We start from the raw sequence: 23,496 nt of genomic DNA, 5'->3' as shown, positions 1-23,496 counted from the left end.
ACACTGAATGTATGAATGGCGTGAACGCGTGTCAAGGACGCTAGGATGGGTGATCATGGGGGACCTGATCTGGGCGGACCTGGCCGCTCGTGGCCTGACCGTGCTCGAACTTCCCGGGCAGGACCGGCTTTTCCAGCAGGCACGCGCGTTCTTCGACCGGTCGATCGACGCCAAACTCCGGCACAGCACCGCCGACTGGAACTTCGGATACCGGGCGCAGGGCCACGAGTACGGCAGCACGCCGGATCGCCCCGACCTCAACGAGGTCTTCACGTACTGGTCGGATGATCCCGCGCTGGTGCCGCACCGGGAGCTGATCGGCGACTTCCTCGGCGCACTGCGCGCCTACTGGGACCAGGTGAGCGACGCGGCGCAACTGGTGCTGGACACGGTAGCCGCCCACTTCGGCGCCGAGAACACCCTGAGTTTCCGGAAATCCTCACACATCCAGATCAACAACTACCGTTCCACCGACGAGACCCGAGACCTGCTGCAGGACTGTCACGAGGACGGCCATCTGATCACCTTGCTCACCGCGGACGGCCCCGGCCTGGAAATCGTTGATGGACAACGCATCTCGGCACCGCGGACCGAGAAGGACGAGGTGCTCGTCATGGCCGGTAGCGTGCTGACCGCGATGACTGGCGGCGCGGTCGACCCGGTGTACCACCAGGTCCGCAACCACCGGCTGGACCGCCGCATCTCGATCATGTACTTCGTCAACCCGGACGTCGGCGCGCCGATCGTCCCGTTCGTCCACAATGAACACAACGCGGGCGTCGACATCGCCGATCAGGTCCGGCGCAACCCGGAAAAGTACGGCCTGCCGCCACTTTAGGACTGCGCGTTGGGCTGCTTCTGCAACGCGGCGAGCACCTCGGCGGGCTGCATCCGCATCCACTTGATCACCTGCGAGTAGGTCGTGCAGACCGTCTCGGGCTTGGTGCACACCTCGGGCATGAACTTCTCGACGGCCGAGGCGAAGGCGCCGCCGGCCCAGTCGTTGAAGTGATTGCCGATCACCATGGGCGCTCGGTTGCCTTGCAGGGCGGCGTTGTAGGCGGCGCGGTAGGTGTTCAGCGTGATCTCGGTGAACTCGGCACGCCGGGAGGCGTCTTCTTTGGCTTGGTTGAGCGAGAACCAGAGGTTGTAGTCCATCATGATGACTTTCCGGTTCAGCGCCGGGACCCGCACGATCGGCATCCGGAACTCCCAGATCCCGCCGTCTTCCTGCCGCGGCCAGGCCAGGCCGTCGGAGACTTTGCTGGAGTCGTAGGTCATCCCACGCTCGGCCAGGACCGGGAACAGCACGTCGAACCGGCCCTCAAGGCACGGTGTCCGGCCGCCTTTCACACTGGACGGGTCGACCCGCAGGCCTTGTTTGGTGGCCTGGTCGAAGAAGGTGAAGAACTCGGTCAGCTCCTGCCGCCAGCCGTTGGCGTCCCACCGGCCGACGCTGGGCTCCGCGCCTCGGCAAAAGTGGCCGTTGTAGTGGGTGCCGATCTCCATTCCGCGGTCCAGCGCGGTGTTCAGGTCGTCGATGCGGGTGCGCACTTCCTGTTGCGACCCACCGAACCCGACCGAGGAGGCGCCGGGCGCGTGCCCCGGTCCGGTGTACTGACCGCGTTGGTCGCCCGGCAGCAGGTAGATGCCGGTGAGGAACCCGCTGAAGGTGGCGTTCGACTTCTGGCTGATGTCCAGCATCCGCTGCCAGTGCTCGTGCGATCCGGCGCCGTCAAAGGAGAACAGCACGAACTGCGGCGGTTTCTCGCCCGGCTTCAACGGGTGCATCCAGTCGGGGGTGCTGCTCGGTACCGGGTCGGTGTTGGGCGGGAGCGCCGCCGCGGGCGAGGGCGTGTTCGGCGTGGTGCCGGTCGGGCTGCCGGCCACTGTGGTGGGTTGGCGAACCTGCATCACGATCACGGCGACCACAGCGACGACCAACGCCACCACCGGCCCCAGGACCCGTGCCTTCCTCCCCATGGCCCGCCCCTCCCACCTCGGTCAACCTGTGCTGAGAAGGACGTACGGGAGGGGGTCGAGGTTCACTGTGGACGCACGGGACGCATATCTGGGGGCCTCCTGTACAACTATCGGGTGAATCCGGCTGACAGATTTCTCCCGCATCCCACCGAAAGCTGGTATGACCGAGCGATCGGCACCACGGGCGGTGACGTGGAGTACGTATTTGACGCGACACCCGTGCAGCGCCGGTCCTACGCGCGGTTCATCCTGGCGGGGAACGGCGAGGGCAACTACGACCTGCGGGCCATGGCCGAATGGGAGCCGGAGTCGCTGCGGCCGTGGGCGGATCACGTGGCGCTGTTCGACGACGCGGCGCTCGGGCAGCTGACCAGCCGGGGCTGGCCGGACTACTGGTGGGCCACGCTCGGCGCGTCCGATGCGTCCGTTGACGACCTCGCTGCCCGGATCGCGGCCGCCCCGCCAACCGAGCCCTACATGCCGACCACCTGCACCCCGCCGTTCGCGCGGGTCTACCTGCTGATCGGCGCCGACACCGACCGCGCCCTAACCCATCTCGGCGACCTGGGCCGCGAGCGCCAAGTGGTCCGGTGGATCTGCGAGAACAACGGCCTCGCAGTGCCACCCACCGGGTCCGCAGTACGGCGCTTCACCCGCACACCCCAGATCATTGCCGACCGCTACGAGCCGACCCCAGGCCTGCGGACCGACATCGAAGCAGCGGACATCCTCGCCGACCCGAGAGGTGTCGGCTGCGCATTGCCGTTGTCGGTGGTCCTCGAGGTCGACCTGTCGCTGCTGGACAGTCCGCTGAAGGGCACCTTCCCGTTCTTCATGAGCTTCTGCTCGGACTGCGAGGCCGACGAGGAGATCCTCGGCTACCGCGGCTGGAAACGCGACACCGACAAGATCGTCTTCGACGAGGAGCGCGACGAACGCTGCCCCGGCTACGACGAAGGCACCCCCGATCCCCTCACGGACGTAGGGCTGCGGCCCAGCCACCGCTACGACCCACAGACCCGGTTGCGCTCCCGCTCCCGCGACGCCGGCCGCCTGGGCGGCAGGCCGTCCTGGCGGCAGTACCCCGACTGGCCCGGCTGCTGCGGCCAGCCGATGTTCTTCGTCGGCCAGATCGACATCGGCCACTTCGGCGGTGTCGGCGGTACCTCCCACGCCTTCGCCTGCGAATGCGGCACCGCCACCCAACTCACCCAGATCAGCTGACAACAGCGAACTGAACCAACTCCCGGTGCTGGTGCGGGCGAACCTGGCATGCTGCCCGCACCTGGAGGAGGGGACGCTTGGATGAGTCGCAAAAATGCGTTATGGATCGCTGGCGGGGCGGTCGCCGTTGTCGCAGCCGTGGTGGTGACAGTGCTGTTGCTGGTTGGCTCCAGTACGCCTACCGATGTCGCAGGGGAATGGGTCAATGCGGCCAGCCAAGGCGATGTGGCCACGGTCAAGCAGGTGTCGTGCGACAAACTGGTCCGCGAGCTCGACGGCGGTAAGGCCGAGGCCTTGCAAGGGTTCGCCGACGGCGAGTTCGACCTCACCAACGAGCGGATCGACGGTGACCACGCGGAAGTGTTCGTCACCAACCGCATGACCCAGTTGCCGCGGCGGTTCACTCTGGTCAAGGAGAGCGGCTGGAAGGTGTGCGAACCCTTCACGATCGATTTCCGCGGTCCGCCCCCGGCAGGCAGTTAGCAGTCGCAGGTGATGGTGGTGAGCGGGGCGGTCAAGGGGTCGATCGGCTGCGAGGTGGTGCCGACGGCGGTCTCGACGGGGAAGCCTTCCCTGGTCCAGTACTCGATGCCGCCGATCATCTCCTTGACCTCGTACCCCAGGTGCGCGAACGCCAGCGCGGCCCGAGTAGCGCCATTGCAGCCGTTGCCCCAGCAGTAGGTGATGACGGGCGTGGCCGGGTCGATCAGGTCGGCCGCGCGGGCCGGGATGTCGGTGGTGGGGAGGTGGAGGGCGCCGGGGATGTGGCCTTGGCGCCAGCCGGGTTCGCCGCGGGAGTCGACGATGACGAACGGGGTACCGGCCTGTTGGGCGGCGTACACGTCGGACGGGTCGGTCTGGAACCGCAGGCGGTCGGCGAAGAACTGGATGGCTTCTGACATGCGAAAACCGTATGGCGCGGCGGGCGTCAACGGAACTCAACATCACCGGCGTCAAGCTTGCGCGGCCGGGATTTCCCCGGTACTTCTAACGGATGGCCGATGAATTCCCGGACGGGACCGACTGGCGCATCCTGGAGCAGCTCCAGCGGGATGGCCGGATGAGCTACGCCGAACTGGCCAAGGCCGTCTCGATGTCACCCAGTGCGGTGACCGAGCGGGTCCGGCGGCTGGAGCAGGCCGGGATCATCCGTGGGTACACCGCGGTGGTGGACGCCGACCGGCTTGGCTACTCGATCATGGCACTGGTCCGGCTGCGCTACCCGAACGGGAACTACAAGCCGTTCCACGCGTTGGTCGATACGACGCCGGAGATCGTCGAGGCGCACCACACCACCGGCGAGGACTGCTTCGTGCTCAAGGTGCTGGCGCGGTCGATGCGGCACCTGGAGACGATCACCGGCCGGATCAGCGGCCTCGGCCCGGTCACCACCAGTGTGGTCTACTCGAGCCCGTTGCCACGCAGGGACCTACAGCTGATGGGGGACTAGCACGTGTTCGCGGGATTGGACGACATCGACTGGCCGGGCATGAAGCACGCCTACGGCTCGGCCGACGACGTGCCGGAGATGCTGCGCGACCTGGTGTCGAGCGACGCGTCCGAGCGTGAGGTCGCGCTGGACGGCATGTACGGGGCCGTGCACCACCAGGGCGACATCTACGAGTGCACGATCGCCACCATCCCGTTCCTGCTGGAGGCCGCCGCCCAGCCTGGGGTTCCCGGTCGCGGCGCCATTCTCGAGCTGCTGGCCAGTTACGCGAACGCCGAGAACGACGACTGGACGCCCGCCAGCGACCCGGAGGTCGCCGCGCGGTACGACCGTGCTCGGCTGGACGTCGCCGCCGGCGCGCCGGTGTACCTGGAGTTGTTGAACGACAAGGATCCTGAGGTTCGCGGCGCGCTCGGGAAGGCACTGCTCGCGGTCCGGCGGGACGCCGGTCCGGTCGTGGACGCGGTGCTGGCGCGGCTACCGGGCGAGTCCGACGCGGATGTGCAGGTGGCGTGGCTGCGGGCGTTGGGCCGGTTCGGCACACGCGGGGTGAACGTCGGCGCCGTGCGGATGGGCTTGATGTCGTTGTCCTCGCCCCATCCCCGGGTGGGGCTGGCGGCGTGGACCGAGTATGTCCGATGTGGACCGGACCCGTTGCCGGTGGACGCGCTGCCGAGCCTGTCCGAGTGCCTGACGGCCGCGTACGCGCAGGAGGTCGCGCCGCCGGAGAAAGCCGGCTTCCAGACCGAGACGCTGGTGGGGCAGCTGCGGGAGATGCGGCACGACACGGTCTCGTGGCGCCCGGCGCCACACATGGACGGCGTGATCCGCGAGGTGAGCTGGGCGTTCGGCGACCTGGTCGACGTGCGCACCGAGTTCCTGCTCCAGCAGCTGCGGTCGGACGACTGGGTTCGCCGGTACGACTCGTTGCGTGCCGTGAAGGACCTGGTCAACGGCTGGCGCGGCGACTACGGCGAACTGGCGGCTGCGGTCGGTGACCTGCTGGGCGACCCGCGTTCGCCCGTGTACGACCTTGCCGCGGACACCCTGCTGTCGATCGGCCCGCTGGCCGCGCCGGCCGCCGACGCACTCGCCGAGTCGCTCGCGGCCGCGCCCCGGTTCGCGCGCCGCCGGCCCGACGCCGGCCCGGCCGCGTGGCTCACCGCCGAGCCGCAGATGTGGCAGCAGGTGAGCGCGGCGCTGAGCACGCTGGCGCACCTGGGTGACGCGCGAGCGGTGCCGATGGTGGGCTGGTTGCTGGAGCAGAAGCTGGTGCCCGAGCACATCGGCAACCTCGTGACCTCGTTGGGGCGCAACGCCCTCGAACTGCTGCCGTTGATCAAGCCGACCACGGCGTCCTTGATCGAGGCGCTCGGCCAGATCGGCCCGGACGCCGCCGATTCCGTCCCCGACCTGCTCGCGGTCGCGCCGACCGAGGGTCTTTTGCGGACACTGGGCCGGATCGGCGCCGCCGAGGCGGTCCCGCTGGTGCGCGGGCTGCTGTCGGACGAGAAACTGGCCGGTGCGGCGGCGTGGGCGTTGTGGCGGTTGACCGAAGACCCGGAGCCGGTGCTGCCGGTGTTCGCGGACATGTTGGCAGGCAACAACTTCGTTGCCCGCGAAGGCGCCGACAGCCTGGGCGACCTCGGCCCCGCCGCAGCCTCGAGCCTGCCGGCGCTCCGGGCGTTGCTGGAGCGGCCGGACGAGTACGGGTGGCTGCACCTGAGCGCCGTGACCGCGATCTGGCGGATCACCGGCGAGATCGACCTCGGCACGTTGACCCGGCTGTGGCCGTTGCCATCCCGCCGCCTCGCCGTGGCCGAGACGCTCGTCGAGATGGGCACGACCATCGACCCAGCCATCGTCCGCGCCGAAGCCGATTCCATCCGCCGCCACACGGTCACCCGCGTGGCCGAGTACCTCGACGTGTACAACTCGGACATCGGCGCGGACGAGCGGCTACGCCGTGCTCTGGGCGAACTGCTTACGCGCGGCGGCGAGGGGCAGTAGCGCCAGCACGACCACCACAGCGCACACGCCGGTCCAGCCGAACAGGGTGTGCGCTTGGGCGCCGAGCCAGGAGCCGATGCTGCCGCCAAGGAACGCGCAGGTCATGTAGGCGGTGTTGAGGCGGCTGCGGATTTCCGGGCGCAGGACGTAGATCCGGACTTGGTTGGCGACCATGTCGGACTGCATGGCGATGTCGAGCATGAGCGTGCCGATCGCCAGCGCGACCAGGCCCCATGTGCCGCCCAGCGCGCCGAGGGCGAGCACGAGGGCGCTGGCGATGACGGCGACGAAACACACGCGGTTGACCACGTCCGGGCCGCGACGGTCGGCCTGGCGCCCGGCCACCGGGGCCGCGATCATCGTGCCCGCGTTGACGAACGCCAGGATTCCCACGGCGTGCGCGCCGAGGTGGTAGGTCGGACCGGTGAGCAGCAGCGCGGCTCCGGTCCACACGGCGGAGAACCCAGCGAAGATCGTCGCCTGGTTGAACGCCGAGCGGCGCAGGTCCGGCTCGGTGCGCAGGAGCATGATCGTCTGCTTGAGCAGCGCCGGGTAGGGCTGCCTGGTGGCGGGTGTGGTGTGCGGCAAGGTGAACGCGAGTACCGCGGCCAGGATCAGGGCGATCACCGCGGACAGCAGGTAAGGCGCGCGCCAGCCGAGCCATTCGCCGAGGCTGCCGCCGAACGCGCGGGACAGCAGCATCCCGCCGATCGACCCGCTCAGCAGCAGCCCGGTCACCTCGCCGCGCCGGTCCTCCGCGACGAGGCCCGCCGCCATCGGTCCGAGGATCGGGGCGATGACGGTGGTGATCCCGACGAAGATTCCGGCGCCGACGAGGTGCGGCAGCGTCGACGCCGTGCTGGCCGCGACCAGGCCCAGCCCGGTGAGGCCGAGCAGGGTGACGATCAGCGGGCGGTGGGGGAGCCGGTCGCCCAGTGGCACGAGCAGGAAGATCCCTGCCGCGTAACCGAGTTGAGCGGCGGTGACCACGAGGGCTGCCGCGCTGGGCGTGACGCCGAGGCTGTAGGCGACCAGGGGGCTGATCGCCTGCGGGAAGTAGATGTTGCCGACCGCCGCCCCGCAGGTGAGCGCGAGCAGCAGGGTCATCTTCCGGGACACGTGCTGGGTCATGCGCCCACCCGCCGGCTGACGTTGAGCAGGTAGTCCTTGCGGTTCAACGGGTTGTGGTCGGTTCGTGGCCGGTCCGGCACGGCGCCGGTGACCGGGCCGTAGTGCGAGAAGGAGCTGTCCCATTCGGCTTCGCCGCTGGTCAGGCCGGGCAGCAGGCGTTCGAGTTCGTGCACGTGCGCGGCCGGGACGGTTCCTTCCAGGACGTTGGTCGTGCGGGTGCGTGGGATGGCGCGCAGCCGGGACAGCACGGGCAGGACCGCGCTGAGCGTGTCGGTCGGCAGCGTCAGGGTGAACTGGTGCATGGGTTCGTAGACCGTGGTTCCCGCTTGGCGCAGGGCATCCATCAGCACGAGCGGGGTCAGGTTGCGGAAGTCGCCCGCGGTGCTGGACATGCTCTTGTCGAACGTGCCGTGGCTGTGGCTCTGCCGCGCCCAGTAGCCGGAGTGCGTCATGGTGACCACACAGTCGGTGACCTGCCAGCCGTGCAGACCTTGGTGCAGCGTCTCGTACACGGTGTCCTCGACTGCCCTCATGAACGCGTACGGCATCGATCCGAGCTCCACTTCCAGCTGGTACCGGACGCCGGTCCCGACCGGGGCCGGGTCGATGCGCAGACCGACTGTGGCGAGGAACGGGTTGGGGTCCTTGGCGATCAGCTCGAACGCCGCTCCTGTCCCGTGTGGACGTTCGATGTGGATGGTCGTGGTCTCGTGGAAGGTCACGTCGATGCCGTAGTCGTCGGCGAGGGTGGCCTGGATGACCTCCTTCTGCACCTCCCCGTACAGCGACACCGCGATGTCCTGGTTGATGTGCCGCAGGTTGATCAGCGGGTCCTGCTCGGCCAGCTGGGTCAGTGCGCTGTTGAGGGCGCCGCGCTGGCGTTGATTTACCGGCGTGACAACGGTTTCCAGGGTGGGCGGTGCGAAGAAGTGCTCGTCCTTGGTCTGCGCGTCGCCCAGGGTGTCGCCGACCCGGACGTCGTTGAGGCCCCACACCTTCGCGATCTGGCCCGCGGCGACCTCGTCGGTGCGGGTGTCGGTGCCGTCGGCGAACACGTTGATGGCGGTGACTTTCCCGAAGGTGAGCCGTTCGCGGGTGCGCAGGGTGCCCGAGCGCATCCTGACGTACGCGATCTTCTCGCCCGCCGGGCCCCGCTCGACCTTGAACACCGTGCCGTCCACCGGGTCGTCGTCCCACCCGCGCGCCGCCGGGAGCAGCTGTTTGATCCCGGTGATCAGCGCCGCAACCCCCGCGCCCGTGCTGGCCGAGCCGGTGAACACCGGGTGCACCAACGCTTTCTCGGTCTGCCGGGCCAGCTCCTGCTTGAGCGTCAGGTGCGGCACGCGGCGCCCTTCGACATACGCGCCGAGGAAGTGGTCGTTGTGCTCGGCCAGCACCTCCAGCTCCGGCGCGTGTGCGGCGACGAGCGTCAGGCCCAGCTTGTCCGCCAGGTCGCCTTGCACACGCACAGGGTCGGCGCCGCGCCGGTCGACCTTGTTGATGAAGATCAGCGTCGGGATACCCAACCGCCGCAACGTCCGCATCAACACACGCGTCTGCGCCTGCACACCCTCCACCGCCGACACCACCAGGATGGCGCCGTCGAGCACGCTGAGCACCCGTTCCACCTCGGCGATGAAATCCGGGTGACCGGGCGTGTCGATCAGGTTGACGGTGAGCCCATCGATGGCGAATGACACCACTGCGGACTTGATCGTGATGCCGCGGCGCCGCTCAAGCGCCAGCGTGTCGGTCTGGGTGCTGCCATCATCAACGCTCCCGACCTCGTCGATGACCCCTGCGGCATGCAGCAGCCGCTCGGTCAGCGAGGTCTTACCGGCGTCGACGTGCGCGAGAATCCCAAGATTGAGTGAAGTCGGCAAAAGTCATGTCCTCGGCCACGAGACGGGTTGGGTGCTGGTCGGACATGACAGCGAGTCGCATTACCACTCCCCAGGCCAAAGACGGACCTCCACAGCAGACCAAACCGCTGTGCGCCCGGCAACCTATTTACTGACCTATCCGCCCATCGATCCGCTCGCGCAGCAGGTCGACGTGCCCCATGTGGCGGGCGTACTCCTCGATCATCCCGATCAGGGCCTCGCGCAGGGACATCGCCCCACCGCCACTGCCGTGCTGGTTCAGCGGGTCCTCGGCGGTGATGTCCAGACTGGGCGCCTCGGCCACGAACCTCGTCGCGAACTCCACCTCCACACGCCACGCCTCCCACGCCTGCGCGACCACCTCCGGATCGGCCACCGCACCGTTGAAGTCCCCATCCCGATCGGCCGCGGAACAGAACAACTTCGGCGCATCCTCACCCGCCATCAACACCCGGAACGTCGCCCGCTCGATCTCCGCGAGATGCCGCACCAACCCCAGCAACGACATCGTCGACGGCTCCACCGCCCGCCGTGCCATCCCCTCCGCGTCCAGCCCCGCGCACTTCAGCTCCAGGGTGAGACGGAGACAGCGCAGGGACTCGGCCAACGTGCTGCGCTCGTCTCCCAGCCTGGACCTGTGCTCACGCGGATCGTCGGCGGACGGCTTGCCGTCCTCGGTGAACATGTCGGCTCGGCGGGTCGTAGCCATACCGCCATCCTGCGCGGACCACCCGGCAACCGGCAAAGCATTAACCATTCGAACGGCCCGGGCATCCCCGTCCACGTACTCCGAGTTGGGATCGACCCGACGAAGCCGAGGCGGCAGAGTTGCATGCCAGACAAGCCCTACAGCGACTTGATTGGGCAACATTCGCTGCAGGTCAAATGATCACGGCCGCCGTACGATTGACCGTCCTGTACTGCTTGGTTATTTGCAGGATCAGCCTCAGTGACAGACCCGACAGAGTGCCACCAAGAAGCCATGCTCCACCGAACCCAATTGCGCCGAACCAGCCAAACGATCGGCCGTCACTCCCAAGCGCGAACCACAGCGTTGTCAGGAGAGCCAGCAGAGCCGTGCCGGGGAAGACGATATAGAGCGGGTTGACCATTGTCAGCGCTCGATCGTAATGGCGGTGCAGGTTTTCCTGCCGCCAGTCCTCCCATCCCAACGATCCGCCGACGCGGGGACTCAGGACCAGGCTGATGTAGTCGGCGACCAGCCTTATTCCGTAGTAGTAGGAGATGTATCGAGCAGTCAGCATGTAGGACGTTACCGGGAGAATGAGAAGCAGGGCACTTCTCCCGCCTGACGACATCGCGAAGGCGAACAGAGTGCCTGCCGATGTTATTTGCAATGCGATCAAGTTGTGTTGATGGTTGGATCTGCGCTCTATTTCTGCGCGGAGCGCGGCGAACTCGGCCAACGGCCCCTGAGTGGGGTCCGGTTCGGTGGTGTTGGACAAATTGCTCCCCCTCCTTGGGCTGAAGGCGGGCCGTCCGGTCATGGAACATGATGACATGAACTGGTGATCGTCACATGAAGTACGCCCGTCAAATCAAAACCCACACAAAACTGATCAGTCCGGATCGGGCAGTTCGGGGCGCGTGGGATGGCGGGGTGTGGGTGGGTCGGGGGCGAGGGTGCCGTCGGGGGCGATGTGTTCGAAGATCTGCTCGACGAGGGTGAGGACGTGGGGGTCTTCGACGGCGTAGATCTGGCGGCGGCCGTCGCGGCGCGCGGCCACGAGACCGGCGAGGCGGAGTTTGGCGAGGTGCTGGCTGACGGCGGCGACGGTGGTGCCGATGCGGTCCGCGAGGGTGCCGACGTCGTACTCGTGGCGAGCCAGCAGCCACACCACGTGCAGGCGTGTCGGTGCGGCTAGCAGGGCGAAGGTGGCGGCGGCCGACTGCAGTTGTGGCCGGGTGGGCTCGTCGGCGGAGGTGGGTTCGCTCATGGCGCGTTGGATTCTCCCTGACCAGGAGCGGAACTGCCGCATGTGACGTTCACTTCGACACTTGCGCAACTAATTGACAATCGCACCATGATCGGGCATGGTTGGGGGCGCTGAAGGGGAGTAGCCCACAACGCCGCGGTCGACATACTGGCGCCTCGCGCCCGGCCCGGCGGCCTCACGTGCAGGAGGCGGGCGAGACCTTCGGCCCACAGACGACGTGCGAGAAACACGGCGCCGTGGGTCGAGGTCGCCGTTTTTCCCGGAGGTCCCCGTCCCGCGGTGCGGGAGGACCTTGTGATCCATTTTGTGCTGCTGATCGGCTGCGCGCTCGCCATCTACCTGGCGTGCGAGTGGTTCGTCAACGCCGTGGAGTGGCTGGGCCGGCGGATGAAGGTCGGCACGGTGGCGGTCGGCACGGTGCTGGCGGCCATCGGCACCGCGCTGCCGGAAAGCGTCGTGACGTTCGTGGCCGTGGTCTTCGGCACCACCCCCGAACAGCGCGACATCGGGGTGGGCGCGGCGATGGGCGGACCGCTGGCGCTGGCCACGGTGGCGTACGGCGTGATCGGCTGGAGTCTGCTGGCCCGCAAGCGCGGTGCCACCGAGGACTGGGGTGACCTGAACAAGCTCGCCACCGACCAGACCTGGTTCGCCGCGGTGTTCGTGGTCAAGGTCGCCCTGGGTGTGGTGGCGTTCTCGATCAAGCCGTGGCTGGGCATCCTGTTCTTCCTCGTCTACGGCGTCTACTTCTGGCGCGAGATGCGGCAGGACGACGACCACGACGAAGGCGAACTGCACCCCCTCAAACTCCAGAAGAACAAGCGACAACCCCAGACCTGGGCCGTGCTGGTGCAGACCCTCGGCGCGCTGGCGGTGATCTTCGCCGCCTCGCAGTTGTTCGTGAAGCAGCTGGACATCGTCGGCCCGATGATCGGCCTGCCCGCCGCGGTGACCGCGCTGCTGCTGGCGCCGATCGCGACCGAGCTGCCGGAGATCATGAACGCGGTGATCTGGGTCCGCCAAGGCAAGACCAAGCTGGCGCTGGCCAACATCTCCGGCTCGATGATGATCCAGGCGACCGTCCCCAGTGGACTCGGCCTGCTGTTCACGCCATGGCGGTTCGACAACGCATTGCTCACTGCGGGTGCGGTGACCCTGGTGGCGGTGCTGTACCTGCTGGTGACGCTGCGGTCGGGCCGGTTGACGGTGTCGCGGCTGTCGATCGCCGCGATCTTCTACGGGGTGTTCGCGATCGCGTTGGTTCCGTCACTCGGCAACGCGTAGCCAGGACGCGATCCCGACCAGGATCGCGTCCAAACCCCGCTGGTAGCGGGCGTCGTAGTCGTCGAACAGCGTCTTGCCCGCCTCTGCAGACAGCGGCACGTCCAGGTCGGCCATCCGCTCGGTGCGCTTGGCGATGTCGTAGTCCGGGCTGCGTTCGCCGGGGTGCGGGTAGACCGCCTGCTCCTCGATGAGGAACCCGATCGTGTAGCAGTACACGGTGTTGAGCGCGGTGGCCGCGTCGGCCACGGAGAACCCGTCAGTTGTGAAGATCCGGAACGCCGCTTCCTGCTGCTGGTAGACGGCCGGGTCGCGCAGCAGCGTGCCGGCGAACATCTTGGCGCCGTCGCGGTATCGCAGCAGCATCTGGCGCAGGCCGTTGCCGTACAGCGACGCCAGCTCACGCCACCCGGTGTCCGGCGGGATGTCGATCATCCCGTCGCGCATCAGCGTGGTGGCCATCTCGTCGATCAGGTCCTGCTTGCTCTTGAAGTGCCAGTACAGCGCGGGCGGCTGGACGTTGAGCTCCGAGGCGATCTTGCGCAGGGTGAGCGCGTCCAGGCCGACGTCGTTGAGCACGGCCAGCCCGGTGCGCACGACGCTCTCCCGATCCAGGGCCACCCAAGATCACCTTCCCTTCCGGGTTGACAGCTTAACAGCATTAAAGCTAGCTTAATGGCGTTAGATTTAATGACGTTAAGGAGCGGGATCATGGCGAACGTACTGATCGTGGGAGCGGGCCCGACCGGACTGACGCTGGCGCTGGACCTGGCCCGTCGCGGCGTGGACTGCCGGATCGTCGACAAGGAGACCGAGTTCGCGAAGGGCTCGCGCGGACGCGGCATGCAGCCACGCACGCTCGAGGTGATGAACGACCTCGGGTTGCTGGACGAGGTGTTCGCACACGGCTCGACCTACCCGCCGCTGCGCGCCTACCAGGGCGACCAGGTCGTCTGGGAGGGCGAGATGTCCGAGCGCACCGCACCGACCGCGGACGTGCCCTACCCGACGCCGTGGATGATCCCGCAGTGGCGCACCGCCCAGCTGCTGCGCGGCAAGCTGGCCGAGTTCGGGGTGAGCGTGGAACTGGGCACCGAGCTGACGGCGTTCGAGCAGGATGACGACGGGGTCACCGCGACGCTCAACGGCACCGAGCAGGTGCGGGTGGCCTACCTCGTTGGCGCCGACGGCGGCCGCGGCCCGACCCGCCGGCTGCTGGGTGTGCCGTTCGAGGGCGTGACCAACGAGGACATCCGCATGCTCGTGGCCGATGTGAAGGTCGAAGGCCTGGACCGCGACCACTGGCACATGTGGCGCGACGGCAACGACGTCGTGGCCCTGTGCCCGATGGGCGGCACCGACTCGTTCCAGCTGGTCGTCTCGTTCCCCGAACCAGATCTGTCCACTGTGGAACAACTGCAGGCCGTGGTGGCCCGGCGGACCGGCCGGCCGGATATCCGGCTGAGCGACCTGACCTGGGTGACCGAGTGGCGCCCGAACATCCGGATGGCCACGAAGTTCAAGGCCGGCCGGGTGTTCCTGGCCGGCGACGCGGCCCACGTGCACCCGCCGACCGGCGGCCAGGGCCTGAACACCGGTATCCAGGACGCCTACAACCTCGGCTGGAAGCTGGCCGAGGTGCTCCAGGGCGCCTCGGCAGACCTGCTCGACACCTACGAGCAGGAGCGCCTGCCCGTCGCCGCCCACGTCCTTGGACTGAGCGAGCGGCTGCTGGGCGAGTCGCTGCAGTCGGAGACCGTCATCGGCCGCGGCAAGGACGAACGCCAGCTCGGCATCACCTACCGCGGCGGCCCGTTGGCGGTCGAGGACCGCGACGAGCCGGGCGCTGTGCAGGCCGGTGACCGCGCACCCGACGGCCCGGTGGGTGATGGCCGGACGTTGTTCGAGGTGTTCCGCGGCCCGCAGTTCACGCTGCTCGGCTTCAGCACTGCGGACGGCATCGAGGTGACCGACCCCGAGGCGTTCCGGATCTACGACGTGACACCGGGAACCCACGTGCTGGTTCGCCCGGACGGCTACATCGCGGCGATCTCCCAGGACTACGCGGTGATCGAGAAGTACCTGGCTAACGTCGGCGCTTGAGCAGCCGTCGTTGCTTGGCCGGGGGAATCTCGTGGACGACGTGCACGCTGCTGCACACCGAGGTGCCCGTGACGGTGATCCGCCGGGTCGCGGGATGCGCGCTCTCGCGGTCCAGGGTGAAACCGCCCAGCACCCCGGTGCCTTGGACCCGCACCTCGGCGTCATCGGGCACCACGACGTAGACCGTGCTGACCCACGCGGTGACGTGGATGGTGGTCTCGGGGCCGGTGAACTGGGCGTGGCGCAGGTCGATCACACCGGAGCCGACGACCGCGGTGCCGCGGTATCCGGGTCCGACGACCCAGCGGCCGTCGCGGACGAAGTCGCTGATCACGCCGACATCCTTGGTGGCGCTGGGTGATCCGGACACCGCGACCGGCTGTAGGTCTTTGACCACCGAGTCGAGTTCGTCGCGGGTCGTGGCCTGGTAGACGGTGGCCAGGCGGGTGTCGAGTTCGTTGACCGAGACGCGGCCGTCGGCGGTGGCGGCTTGCAGCAGGGCCGCGGCCTTGGACCGGTCCTCATCGGATGCGCGCATGGTTCAGGCTCCTTCGAGCCGCCGGCCGATCCGGTCGGCGATGAGGGTGGGTTGTCCGGTTTGGCTGACTTGGCCGGAGCCGACGTGTTCGAGGTGCGAAGTGCCGTCCGGCAGGCGGGGACGAAGTCCTCGGCGAGCATGGTGGCGTAGGTGTCGGCGGGGACACGCGCTGGACGTTCCAACGCGTCCGCCCCAGTCCCTGCCCGGCCTCGAAGACCACCCAGCCGGGGCCCGTACCGGACTCCTCCACGTACGCCGAGCGTCCGCTCACCAGCAGCATGCGCCCGGCGGCTCTTACCGTTCCCATTGTTGGTAACGGTACCACTCGTGGAAATAGGTGGCGGCCACCGCCGCGAGCAGGGCGCGGCGATGGCCGTCCCGGGTCCCGCTCAGCCGAGCTGGAACCCGGGGGTGAGCACGAACGCGCAGAGCTGGTCGACGGTCAGCGGAGGGGTGGTCATGCCGCCGCCCGGGTCCATGTTGTTGCGCGGACTCACCGACTGGCTGGCGAAGACAGTGGTGCCGTCGCTGTAGCGGTAGGCCGCGGTCTGCCTGGTCGAGCCCTGCTCGGTGCTGGTGGCCACGCCGACCTTCTTGCCCTGCATGTCCTTGGACACGCAGGTGCCGCCGGCGCCCCAGAAGCTCTTCGCCAGTGCGCAGGGGTCGGCCGGGTCGGTGTTGCCGGGGGTGCGGACCTGGACGACGAGGCGGGCGCTGCCGGCATTGGGGGCGGCCTTGGCGTAGACCTCCGCGGTGGCCATGTACTCCCAGATCTGCTTGCCGTTGATGGTGTCGATGTACTGCGACTGGGGTGCGGTCACCGGGTCCTTGCTCTGCGGGTACTTCAGGTCGGTGTCCACGCCCAGCGTCGGTGGCAGGGCCGTGGTCAGGGCCTGCAGCAGGGCGGCGCTCTTCTCAGCGCGGGGACCGTTGCGCGCGGTGCGGTCGGTCTGCCCATCGGGCCACTGCGGCTGGGTCTTCCCGGCCGCAGTGGTCTTCGCGCCCGCGGCGGGGTCCACGATGGGCAGCTCGGCCGGGCCGCGGTTGACGGCCAGGACGGCTCCGGCGGCGAGTGCCGCCACGGCGGCCGCGGCGCCGGCTCCGGCCCAGCGGGCCCGGCGGCGACGGTGCGCGCGGTGGGCGGCGTCCAGCGCGGAGGTGGGGCTCATCGGTGGCGGTGGGCTGCTGGCCGCCATGGCGTCGCGCAGGCCGTCGCGTAGCTCCTGCTCGTTCATTCGGTCCTCTTTCGGTCGGGGTGCTGAGCTGCCAGGTGGTCGGTGAGCAGGCCGCGCAGCGTCTGCAGCCCCCGCGCGGCCTGGCTTTTCACCGTCCCGGTCGAACATCGGAGGAGCGCGGCGGTCTCGTCGACCGACATGTCCTCCCAGTACCGCAGCACCAGCACGGTGCGTTGCCCGGGCGGGACCCGTTTGAGCGCCGCCAGCAGGACGATCCGGTCCTCGGTGCCCCCGCGGCCCGGTGCCGGGGTGTCGGCGGGGTCGTCGGTGACCCGTTCGTTGCGGAACCAGCCGAGCCTGCGTTCGGACAGGAACGTCCGCACGAGGGTCTGGCGGGCATACGCGTCGAGCGAGTCGTGCCGGGTGATCCGGCCCCAGGCCAGGTAGAGCTTGCTCAGCGAGGTCTGGACCAGGTCCTCGGCCCGGTGCCAGTCGCCGCACAGCAGGTACGCCGTGCGGCGCAGGGCATCCGACCGGTTCACGAAGAAATCCGTGAACCCGGTGTCCCGGTCTCTCATCGACCTCTCCCCGTGCTGGTTGTTCCGCGGTACCGCCCTAGTCACGCCTGCGGTGCCGCGGCGGGTTGCACGAGCCGGGTGAGCAATTCGGCGAACTCCTCCCACCAGGGCAGTTGCTCGGACCGTGGCAGGTAGCGGCGGCGTTCCGCGCGCAGGGCGTCGACGCGTTCCCGCAGGCCGTCCGCTGTGGCCTCGTTCAGTTCCAAGGTGTCACGCAGGTGCGCCAGCAGCTTCGTCTCGGCGTCGTCGGTGACGGAGTCGGCCGCGGCCAGCCACGCGGCGCAGGCGTAGGTGAGTTCGCGTTCGGCGGCGGTCAGGCCGTGGAAGTCGGCCGCGGGCACGTCGGTGAGGTGCAGGGCTTCGGCGACGACGTCGAGGGCTTGTTGTTCGTGCTGGTTGACTTGGTTGTCGGCCAGGGCGATGGCGCGGGTGGCCTGGTAGATCGCCGCGCGGGCGGCGGGGGACAGGTCCTCGACCAGGGCGGCGGTTCTGCGGCGTTGTTCGGTGACCATGTCGTCGAGCAGGGTCGCGCTGCGGCTGGCGTCGGTGAGCACCACGGGATCGAGCAGGCGTTCGGCGGTGGCGGCGGGCGCGATGCCGAGGTCGATCACGGCTTGTTTGATGGAGGTGCCGTGGTCGGCGGCGTGGTGGGCGGCGCGGGCACCGGCGTCGTAGCCGTAGACGCCACCGACCACTGTGGACAGTCCGAGGGAGTTCTCGGCGGTCCGCCGGTTGTGCTCGACACGGACTTCCAGGCCGCGCAGGCACTTGTCGGCGAACAACGGCATGGTGGCGGTCAGCAGCCGGATGGACTCGAACAGGTTCTTCACGATGACCGCGGTCCAGGCGTTGAAGTCCAGTTCGGCGCCTTCGACCGCCATGGTGACCACGGTGTCGTTGCCGCAGACCTGCAGGCCGACCTGCACGACGAGCTCGGCCATGACCGGGTTGACCTTGCCGGGCATGAACGACGAGCCGGCCTGCACGGCGGGCAGGGCGATCTCGCCGAGGCCCGCGCGCGTGCCGCTGGCGAGGATGCGCAGGTCCTTGGCCATTTTGATCAACCCGCAGGCGAGCGCCTTGAAGATGGTGGAGACGTACTGGAACACGTCGCCGTTCTGGAAGGCGTCGAAGAAGTCGGGGTGCCGCCGCAGGTGCAGGCCGGTGACCTCGCGCAGCCGCGGGTAGATCGCCTCGACGTACCCGGCGCCGACACCGAGTCCGGTGCCCACAACGGTTCCGCCCATGGGTACGTCCAGGCAGGCTTCGGCGGCGCTGGTCAGGCGCTGCACGCCCCGGCGCACGACGGCGAGGTAGGCGCCGAAGGCCTGGCCGAAGGTGACCGGGACGGCGTCCATCAGGCAGGTGCGGGACAGTTTGACGGTGTCGCGGTGTTCGGCGATCTTGTCCCGCAGCGCGTCGCCGAGGTAGTCCACGGCGTCGCGGAGTTTCAGGATCTCCCGGTGCAGGGCCACGTTCACGGCGGTGGCCATGGCGTCCGATGTGGACTGTCCGGCGTTGACGTGGTTGTTCGGGTGGACCAGGTCGTGGCCGCGGCGGCCGGAGAGGATCTCGGTGGCGCGGCTGGCGATGACCTCGTTGACGTTCATGTTCGGCGAGACCCCGCCGCCCGCGGAGAGCACGTCGACGGGGAACTGTCCGGGGCCGATGGTGCCGTCGATGATCTCGTCGGCGGCCTGGCGGATAGCGGCGGCGACCGGGGGCCGCAGCACGCCGATGTCCTGGTTGGCCAGCGCGGCGGCCTTCTTGACCTGGGCGATCGCGGTCAGCAGCGCGGTCTGGCCGCCGAGGGTCTGGCCGGAGACGGCGAAGTTGCGCCGGGCGCGTTCGGTCTGGACGCCGTAGTAGACGTCGTCGGGCAGGGTGACCTCGCCGAGGGAGTCGGATTCGACGCGCATTCAGGCCTCCCCGCGGTACTGGGCGACGACGAACATGCTGGCGGCGGTCTTCTCGCCGGCCACGGTGTGCGTGCCGAGCAGCTCGAAGCCGTGCCGGTCGAGGTAGTGGGCGAGCTCCTGCGGGTAGAGCACGCGGAACCGGACGCTGTCGCGGACGTATTCGCCGTCGAGCCGCCAGACGCGGGTGCGTTCGAGCAGTTGGTGGCCGGGGTGGTGGCGGTAGACGGCATCGGCGGTCGCGTGCATGGCCGGAATGGTGAACCGCGCGGGCAGCAGGTCGAGTTTGCCGGGGTCGAGGGTCTCCAGGATGAGGACCGTGCCGGGAACGCTGTGGGTGGCGTAGGTGGTCATGACCCGGTCGATGTCGTGGTTGTCGTGGATGTAGGTGAGCGCGAGACCGAAACTGGTGATGGCCTCGAACGTGCGGTGCAGCCGCAGCGTGCGCATGTCGCCGGTGCGGAAGTCGATCCCGGGCCGCTGGGCGCGGGCGTAGTCGATCATGGTCTGCTGGTAGTCGACGCCGACGACGTCCGGGATGAGCGCGGCGAGGTACTCCAGGTCGCGGCCGGTGCCGCAGCCGATGTCGAGCAGGCTGGCGGGCAGGCGGCCGAGCACTGCCTGGAACTGGGTCTCGGCCAGGCGGCCGGCCGCGTGACCGGCGCCGTCGTAGACCGACTCGTACCACTCGGGGTGCCGGTACAGCAGGTTGCTGACGTCGTGCTCCATGGTCGCTCCTCGCGCGCGAAATGCCGGGGTAGGGCGACTACTCATCGTGCGCGCTTCCGGCTACCCTCCGCTACTGATGTCGCCCGAACGTGTGGCTCGACGGATCTGTGCCCGATTTCGGGCACAGGAGTTGAGTTGCCGGCCGGGAGGTGTCAGGCTCGGGCGCCATGACCCAGACCGAACTGGTCCGGCACGTCGTCGCCACGACCGGGCTGGCACCGGACACCGCCGAGCGGCTGGTGGCCGATGTGGTCGCCTACTTCGGTGAGACGGCCGAGCAGTTCGTCCGCCGCCGGCACGCGGAGCTGCGCCGCCGGCACTACGGCAACGCGCGGATCTGGCCGGTGATCGCGGCCGAGCTGGCGGCGCGCCGGGTCGCGGCACCGCAGCTGTCGGAGCGGCAGCTGCGGCGGATCGTGTACGGCTGAAAGGGACTTTGCGTATGTGCGGAATCGTCGGCTACGTCGGGCAGCGGGAGGCGGCGCCGGTCCTGTTGGAGGGACTGCAGCGGCTGGAGTACCGGGGATATGACTCGGCCGGGCTGGCGTTGGTGCACCGGGGCCGCCTCAAGGTGCACAAGGCCGCGGTGCGGGTGCGGGAGCTGCGCGAGCAGGTCGGCAAGCAGCCCGGCGGGGTCGGTATCGCGCACACCCGCTGGGCCACGCACGGCGAGGTCAACGACACCAACGCGCACCCGCACACCGACGCCACCGGCCGGTTCGCGGTGGTGCACAACGGGATCGTGGAGAACTCCGACGAGCTGCGGAGCAAGCTGACCGCGGCGGGCGTGGTGCTGGTGTCCGAAACGGACACCGAGGCGCTGGCGCACCTGATCGCGGCCGCCGCCGAGCAGGCCGAGACGCTCGAGGAGGCCGTGCGCGCCGCGCTGCGCGGGGTCGAGGGCACCTACGGGCTGGTGGTGCTGGACTCCAAGCGCCCGGACGAGCTGGTGGTGGCGCGCAACGGCTCGCCCATCGTGCTGGGCGTCGGCGAGGGCGAGATGTTCATCGCCTCCGACGTGGCCGCGCTGGTCCGCCACACCCAGCGGGTGGTGTACCTGGAGGACGGCGAGATCGCGACGGTGCGCGCGAACGACTTCCACACCACCGGGCGCGCGCAGACCGTGGAGCTGACCGACGAGGACTACGAGCTGGGCGAGTTCTCCGACTTCATGCGCAAGGAGATGGCCGAGCAGCCCGAGGCGGTGCGCCGGGCGCTGCGGGGCCGGCTGGACACCCGGTTCGCCACCGCGCACCTGGGCGGTATCCGGATGGAACCGCGGGAGCTGCGCAGTGTGCGGCGGGTGAAGTTCCTCGGCTGCGGTACCGCGTACTACGCCGGGCAGATGGGCGCGAACCTGGTCGAGGAGCTGGCGCGGATCCCCGCGGACGCCGAGCCCGCCTCGGAGTTCCGCTACCGCAACCCGGTCGTGGACTCCGACACCTTGTACGTGGCGATCAGCCAGTCCGGCGAGACCCTCGACACCCTCGCGGCGGTGCAGGAGCTGAAACGCAAGGGCGGCAACGTGATCGGCGCAGTCAACGTGGTCGGCAGCGCGGTCGCGCGGGAGTGCGGCAGCGGCGTGTTCCTGCACGCGGGCCCTGAGGTGTCGGTGGCCTCGACCAAGGCGTTCACGAACATGGCGGTGTCGTTCGCGATGCTGGCGTTGCTGCTGGGCCGGGTCCGGGATCTGTCGGCGGCGCATGGCGCGCGGCTGGTGTCGGCGTTGCAGGCGTTGCCCGACCAGATCGACACCGTGCTGGGCCTGGACCACGAGATCGCCGATGTGGCCGGGAAGTACGCGGCCGCCGAGCACATGTTCTTCATCGGCCGGGTCCGCGGCTGGCCGGTGGCGCGGGAGGGTGCGCAGAAGCTCAAGGAGATCTCCTACGTGCACGCCGAGGCCTACCAGGCCGCCGAGCTCAAGCACGGGCCGCTGGCGTTGATCGACCCGCACATGCCCTCGGTGGTCGTGGTGCCGCGCGATGAGTTGCTGGCCAAGAACATCGGCACGATCGAGCAGATCAAGGCGCGCGGTGGCCCGGTGATCGCGGTGACCAACGCCGAACTGCCCGACGGCCTGGCGGACGCGGTGCTGCGGGTGCCGGCCAACGAGCCGGAGCTGGACCCGATCCTGCTGACCATCCCGTTGCAGATGCTGGCCTACCACGTGGCCGCGGCGCTGGGCCGGGACATCGACAAGCCCCGCAACCTGGCCAAGTCCGTGACGGTCGAGTAGTCAGGCGTCCGATTCGTTCAAGACTCATGCCGGCCCGAGGTCCTAGCGTGGCCGGCATGAGTATTCGTGTGAGTGCGATTCAACTGGCGGTGGCCGACATGGCCCGTTCGCTGGCGTTCTACCGCCGCCTCGGCCTCGACATCCCGGCGTCGGCGGACACCGAGCCGCATGTGCACATCGAGCTGCCCGGCGGGATCATGATGGCCTGGGACACCGAGGAGACCATCCGGTCGTTCGACCCGGAGTGGCAGCGCGGCACCGGGCACCCGGTGGTGCTGCAGGTGCAGGTGGAGTCCCGCGATGAGGTCGACGTGGTCTACAAGGACATGGTCGCCGCCGGGTACACCGGTCACAAGGAACCGTGGGACGCCTTCTGGGGCATGCGCTACTCCAAGCTGCGCGACCCCGACGGCAACGACGTCGACCTCTGCAGCCCCTTCGACTGAGACCCGGGAGGATTTTCCCGGGTTACCCGAGCAGGGTGGTGACGGCGGCGATGAGCTGGGGGCCGTCGGTCAGGGCCGGGTCGTTGTGGTCGGCGCCTTGGACCTCGACGACCCGGGCGCCTGCGGCCGCGGCGACAGCGCGGCTCTGCGCGGGTGGGACGACGGTGTCGGCGGTGCCCAGCACGACTGTGGTCGGGACTTTGACCTTGGTGATGGTGTCGGCGACGGGGTAGGTGTCGCGCAGGAGCAGGCTCACGGGCAGGAAGGGGTAGTGCTCGCGGCCCACGTCAGCGAGCGAGGTGAACGGGGAGCGGAGCACCAGTCCGGCGGGTGGGTGTTCGGCGGCGAGCCGGGTGACGACCGCGGCGCCGAGGCTTTCGCCGAGGTAGATCAGCTGGTCGGCCCGGAGGTCGAGGGTGTCGGTCAGGTAGGTGTAGGCGGCGCGGGCGTCTCGGGTGAGACCGGCCTCGTCGGGGCTGCCGAGGTTGCCGCCGTAGCCGCGGTAGTCGAACAGCAGTACCGCCATGCCCGCGTCGGCCAGTGCTGAGGCCAGTCGTGCGCGGTCGGCACGGTTGCCGGCGTTGCCGTTGGCGACGAGCACCATGTAGCCGGGTCCCTGAGCGTGGGGTGGCACGAGCCAGCCGCCCAGGGTGAGGCCGTCCTCGGTGCCGAACTGGACCTCACGGGCGCCTGGCAGGACGTCGGCGACCGTCGGCAGGTCGCGGTCCGGGAAGTAGATCAGCTTGCGCTGCAGGCCCAAGAACGCGGCGAAGACCAGCAGCACGGCGATCAGGATGGTGGGCAGCACGCGAGCCACCTTCGTACGGAGGTCGGCCACACCTCGATTGTGCC

At 68.9% G+C, this 23,496-nt stretch carries 24 protein-coding genes; 10 read left to right on the top strand and 14 right to left on the bottom strand.

Features of this window, described 5'->3' with window-relative positions:
• Positions 1-55 precede the first annotated feature (55 nt).
• Positions 56-838 carry a 2OG-Fe(II) oxygenase family protein gene (locus AB0J95_RS14405; protein ID WP_364757101.1) on the top strand — a complete coding sequence of 261 codons (783 nt, stop codon included), beginning with the start codon at positions 56-58 and terminating at the stop codon, positions 836-838.
• Here the strand turns inward: AB0J95_RS14405 and AB0J95_RS14400 are convergent.
• On the bottom strand, positions 835-1,983 hold the full coding sequence (locus AB0J95_RS14400) for a polysaccharide deacetylase (RefSeq protein WP_364757099.1): 1,149 nt from the start codon (positions 1,981-1,983) through the stop codon (positions 835-837). The two genes, AB0J95_RS14405 and AB0J95_RS14400, sit on opposite strands and share 4 nt — an antisense overlap.
• Positions 1,984-2,175: 192 nt before the next feature.
• Between AB0J95_RS14400 and AB0J95_RS14395 the strand changes: the two genes are divergently transcribed.
• Together AB0J95_RS14395 and AB0J95_RS14390 are read left to right on the top strand one after the other, a co-directional pair.
• A complete protein-coding gene (locus AB0J95_RS14395; RefSeq protein ID WP_364757097.1) occupies positions 2,176-3,207 on the top strand; it encodes a hypothetical protein in 1,032 nt (343 codons plus the stop codon).
• Between the two features lie 81 nt (positions 3,208-3,288).
• Positions 3,289-3,690 carry a hypothetical protein gene (locus AB0J95_RS14390; protein ID WP_364757095.1) on the top strand — a complete coding sequence of 134 codons (402 nt, stop codon included), beginning with the start codon at positions 3,289-3,291 and terminating at the stop codon, positions 3,688-3,690.
• On the opposite strand, the gene AB0J95_RS14385 is transcribed toward AB0J95_RS14390, so the two are convergent.
• Entirely contained in the window at positions 3,687-4,109 is a 423-nt protein-coding gene (locus tag AB0J95_RS14385; protein ID WP_364757093.1) for a rhodanese-like domain-containing protein, read from the bottom strand. The two genes, AB0J95_RS14390 and AB0J95_RS14385, sit on opposite strands and share 4 nt — an antisense overlap.
• Positions 4,110-4,201: 92 nt before the next feature.
• Here AB0J95_RS14385 and AB0J95_RS14380 point away from each other — a divergent pair, with 92 nt between their 5' ends.
• Both AB0J95_RS14380 and AB0J95_RS14375 read left to right on the top strand, forming a co-directional pair.
• Positions 4,202-4,657 (top strand): Lrp/AsnC family transcriptional regulator, encoded by a 456-nt coding sequence (locus AB0J95_RS14380; RefSeq protein WP_364757091.1) that lies wholly within the window; start codon positions 4,202-4,204, stop codon positions 4,655-4,657.
• Positions 4,658-4,660: 3 nt separating this feature from the next.
• A complete protein-coding gene (locus AB0J95_RS14375; protein WP_364757089.1) occupies positions 4,661-6,667 on the top strand; it encodes a hypothetical protein in 2,007 nt (668 codons plus the stop codon).
• On the opposite strand, the gene AB0J95_RS14370 is transcribed toward AB0J95_RS14375, so the two are convergent.
• The 5 genes from AB0J95_RS14370 to AB0J95_RS14350 form a co-directional block, all read right to left on the bottom strand.
• Positions 6,617-7,798: an MFS transporter gene (locus tag AB0J95_RS14370; protein WP_364757087.1), complete on the bottom strand. Its 1,182-nt coding sequence runs from the start codon at positions 7,796-7,798 to the stop codon at positions 6,617-6,619. The two genes, AB0J95_RS14375 and AB0J95_RS14370, sit on opposite strands and share 51 nt — an antisense overlap.
• A complete protein-coding gene (locus AB0J95_RS14365) occupies positions 7,795-9,681 on the bottom strand; it encodes a translation factor GTPase family protein (protein ID WP_364757085.1) in 1,887 nt (628 codons plus the stop codon). Before AB0J95_RS14365 ends, AB0J95_RS14370 begins: the two co-directional genes overlap by 4 nt.
• Before the next feature lie 127 nt (positions 9,682-9,808).
• Entirely contained in the window at positions 9,809-10,390 is a 582-nt protein-coding gene (locus tag AB0J95_RS14360) for a DinB family protein (protein WP_364757083.1), read from the bottom strand.
• A 172-nt stretch (positions 10,391-10,562) separates the two neighbouring features.
• The gene (locus AB0J95_RS14355) at positions 10,563-11,147 is read right to left on the bottom strand and encodes a hypothetical protein (protein ID WP_364757082.1); all 585 of its coding nucleotides are present in this window, start codon (positions 11,145-11,147) and stop codon (positions 10,563-10,565) included.
• Positions 11,148-11,261: 114 nt separating this feature from the next.
• Complete coding sequence (locus AB0J95_RS14350) at positions 11,262-11,639, bottom strand: metalloregulator ArsR/SmtB family transcription factor (RefSeq protein ID WP_364757080.1); 378 nt, start codon at positions 11,637-11,639, stop codon at positions 11,262-11,264.
• 294 nt (positions 11,640-11,933) lie between these two features.
• Here AB0J95_RS14350 and AB0J95_RS14345 point away from each other — a divergent pair, with 294 nt between their 5' ends.
• Positions 11,934-12,923, top strand: a complete 990-nt coding sequence (locus AB0J95_RS14345; protein WP_364757078.1) for a sodium:calcium antiporter — start codon at positions 11,934-11,936, stop codon at positions 12,921-12,923.
• Here AB0J95_RS14345 and AB0J95_RS14340 read toward each other — a convergent pair.
• Entirely contained in the window at positions 12,906-13,541 is a 636-nt protein-coding gene (locus AB0J95_RS14340) for a TetR/AcrR family transcriptional regulator C-terminal domain-containing protein (RefSeq protein ID WP_364757076.1), read from the bottom strand. The genes AB0J95_RS14345 and AB0J95_RS14340 overlap by 18 nt on opposite strands.
• 90 nt (positions 13,542-13,631) lie before the next feature.
• On the opposite strand from AB0J95_RS14340, the gene AB0J95_RS14335 reads away from it, so the two are divergent.
• Positions 13,632-15,023 carry an FAD-dependent oxidoreductase gene (locus AB0J95_RS14335; protein WP_364757074.1) on the top strand — a complete coding sequence of 464 codons (1,392 nt, stop codon included), beginning with the start codon at positions 13,632-13,634 and terminating at the stop codon, positions 15,021-15,023.
• On the opposite strand, the gene AB0J95_RS14330 is transcribed toward AB0J95_RS14335, so the two are convergent.
• The 5 genes from AB0J95_RS14330 to AB0J95_RS14310 form a co-directional block, all read right to left on the bottom strand.
• A complete protein-coding gene (locus tag AB0J95_RS14330; protein WP_364757072.1) occupies positions 15,007-15,561 on the bottom strand; it encodes a DUF1707 domain-containing protein in 555 nt (184 codons plus the stop codon). The genes AB0J95_RS14335 and AB0J95_RS14330 overlap by 17 nt on opposite strands.
• A 389-nt stretch (positions 15,562-15,950) precedes the next feature.
• Positions 15,951-16,796 (bottom strand): hypothetical protein, encoded by an 846-nt coding sequence (locus tag AB0J95_RS14325; RefSeq protein WP_364757070.1) that lies wholly within the window; start codon positions 16,794-16,796, stop codon positions 15,951-15,953.
• Positions 16,793-17,314: a SigE family RNA polymerase sigma factor gene (locus AB0J95_RS14320; protein WP_364757068.1), complete on the bottom strand. Its 522-nt coding sequence runs from the start codon at positions 17,312-17,314 to the stop codon at positions 16,793-16,795. Before AB0J95_RS14320 ends, AB0J95_RS14325 begins: the two co-directional genes overlap by 4 nt.
• A 41-nt stretch (positions 17,315-17,355) precedes the next feature.
• Entirely contained in the window at positions 17,356-19,233 is a 1,878-nt protein-coding gene (locus AB0J95_RS14315) for a lyase family protein (protein ID WP_364757066.1), read from the bottom strand.
• Entirely contained in the window at positions 19,234-19,959 is a 726-nt protein-coding gene (locus tag AB0J95_RS14310) for a class I SAM-dependent methyltransferase (protein WP_364757064.1), read from the bottom strand. It abuts the gene before it with no gap.
• Between the two features lie 167 nt (positions 19,960-20,126).
• On the opposite strand from AB0J95_RS14310, the gene AB0J95_RS14305 reads away from it, so the two are divergent.
• The 3 genes from AB0J95_RS14305 to AB0J95_RS14295 are packed head-to-tail and all read left to right on the top strand — an operon-like array spanning position 20,127 to position 22,644.
• Entirely contained in the window at positions 20,127-20,387 is a 261-nt protein-coding gene (locus tag AB0J95_RS14305; protein WP_364757062.1) for a hypothetical protein, read from the top strand.
• A gap of 14 nt (positions 20,388-20,401) precedes the next feature.
• Entirely contained in the window at positions 20,402-22,198 is a 1,797-nt protein-coding gene (gene glmS, locus AB0J95_RS14300; protein WP_364757060.1) for a glutamine--fructose-6-phosphate transaminase (isomerizing), read from the top strand.
• Between the two features lie 56 nt (positions 22,199-22,254).
• Positions 22,255-22,644: a VOC family protein gene (locus AB0J95_RS14295; protein ID WP_364757058.1), complete on the top strand. Its 390-nt coding sequence runs from the start codon at positions 22,255-22,257 to the stop codon at positions 22,642-22,644.
• 22 nt (positions 22,645-22,666) lie between these two features.
• Here the strand turns inward: AB0J95_RS14295 and AB0J95_RS14290 are convergent, their stop codons facing one another.
• Complete coding sequence (locus AB0J95_RS14290; RefSeq protein WP_364757056.1) at positions 22,667-23,482, bottom strand: alpha/beta hydrolase; 816 nt, start codon at positions 23,480-23,482, stop codon at positions 22,667-22,669.
• Between the last annotated feature and the right edge of the window lie 14 nt (positions 23,483-23,496).

Source organism: Actinocrispum sp. NPDC049592, from assembly GCF_040675465.1.
Taxonomy (GTDB): Bacteria; Actinomycetota; Actinomycetes; order Mycobacteriales; family Pseudonocardiaceae; genus Kibdelosporangium.
The sequence above is the reverse complement of the archived record's forward strand: the minus strand, read 5'-3'. Positions and strand labels throughout refer to the sequence as shown.

Excerpts from the sequence above, each read along its gene's own strand:
- AB0J95_RS14405 (WP_364757101.1), top strand. The coding sequence starts at position 56 with ATGGGGGACCTGATCTGGGCGGACCTGGCCGCTCGTGGCCTGACCGTG.
- AB0J95_RS14400 (WP_364757099.1), bottom strand. The coding sequence starts at position 1,983 with ATGGGGAGGAAGGCACGGGTCCTGGGGCCGGTGGTGGCGTTGGTCGTC.
- AB0J95_RS14390 (WP_364757095.1), top strand. The coding sequence starts at position 3,289 with ATGAGTCGCAAAAATGCGTTATGGATCGCTGGCGGGGCGGTCGCCGTT.
- AB0J95_RS14385 (WP_364757093.1), bottom strand. The coding sequence starts at position 4,109 with ATGTCAGAAGCCATCCAGTTCTTCGCCGACCGCCTGCGGTTCCAGACC.
- AB0J95_RS14380 (WP_364757091.1), top strand. The coding sequence starts at position 4,202 with ATGGCCGATGAATTCCCGGACGGGACCGACTGGCGCATCCTGGAGCAG.
- AB0J95_RS14370 (WP_364757087.1), bottom strand. The coding sequence starts at position 7,798 with ATGACCCAGCACGTGTCCCGGAAGATGACCCTGCTGCTCGCGCTCACC.
- AB0J95_RS14360 (WP_364757083.1), bottom strand. The coding sequence starts at position 10,390 with ATGGCTACGACCCGCCGAGCCGACATGTTCACCGAGGACGGCAAGCCG.
- AB0J95_RS14350 (WP_364757080.1), bottom strand. The coding sequence starts at position 11,639 with ATGAGCGAACCCACCTCCGCCGACGAGCCCACCCGGCCACAACTGCAG.
- AB0J95_RS14335 (WP_364757074.1), top strand. The coding sequence starts at position 13,632 with ATGGCGAACGTACTGATCGTGGGAGCGGGCCCGACCGGACTGACGCTG.
- AB0J95_RS14330 (WP_364757072.1), bottom strand. The coding sequence starts at position 15,561 with ATGCGCGCATCCGATGAGGACCGGTCCAAGGCCGCGGCCCTGCTGCAA.
- AB0J95_RS14325 (WP_364757070.1), bottom strand. The coding sequence starts at position 16,796 with ATGAACGAGCAGGAGCTACGCGACGGCCTGCGCGACGCCATGGCGGCC.
- AB0J95_RS14320 (WP_364757068.1), bottom strand. The coding sequence starts at position 17,314 with ATGAGAGACCGGGACACCGGGTTCACGGATTTCTTCGTGAACCGGTCG.
- AB0J95_RS14315 (WP_364757066.1), bottom strand. The coding sequence starts at position 19,233 with ATGCGCGTCGAATCCGACTCCCTCGGCGAGGTCACCCTGCCCGACGAC.
- AB0J95_RS14310 (WP_364757064.1), bottom strand. The coding sequence starts at position 19,959 with ATGGAGCACGACGTCAGCAACCTGCTGTACCGGCACCCCGAGTGGTAC.
- AB0J95_RS14305 (WP_364757062.1), top strand. The coding sequence starts at position 20,127 with ATGACCCAGACCGAACTGGTCCGGCACGTCGTCGCCACGACCGGGCTG.
- glmS (WP_364757060.1), top strand. The coding sequence starts at position 20,402 with ATGTGCGGAATCGTCGGCTACGTCGGGCAGCGGGAGGCGGCGCCGGTC.
- AB0J95_RS14295 (WP_364757058.1), top strand. The coding sequence starts at position 22,255 with ATGAGTATTCGTGTGAGTGCGATTCAACTGGCGGTGGCCGACATGGCC.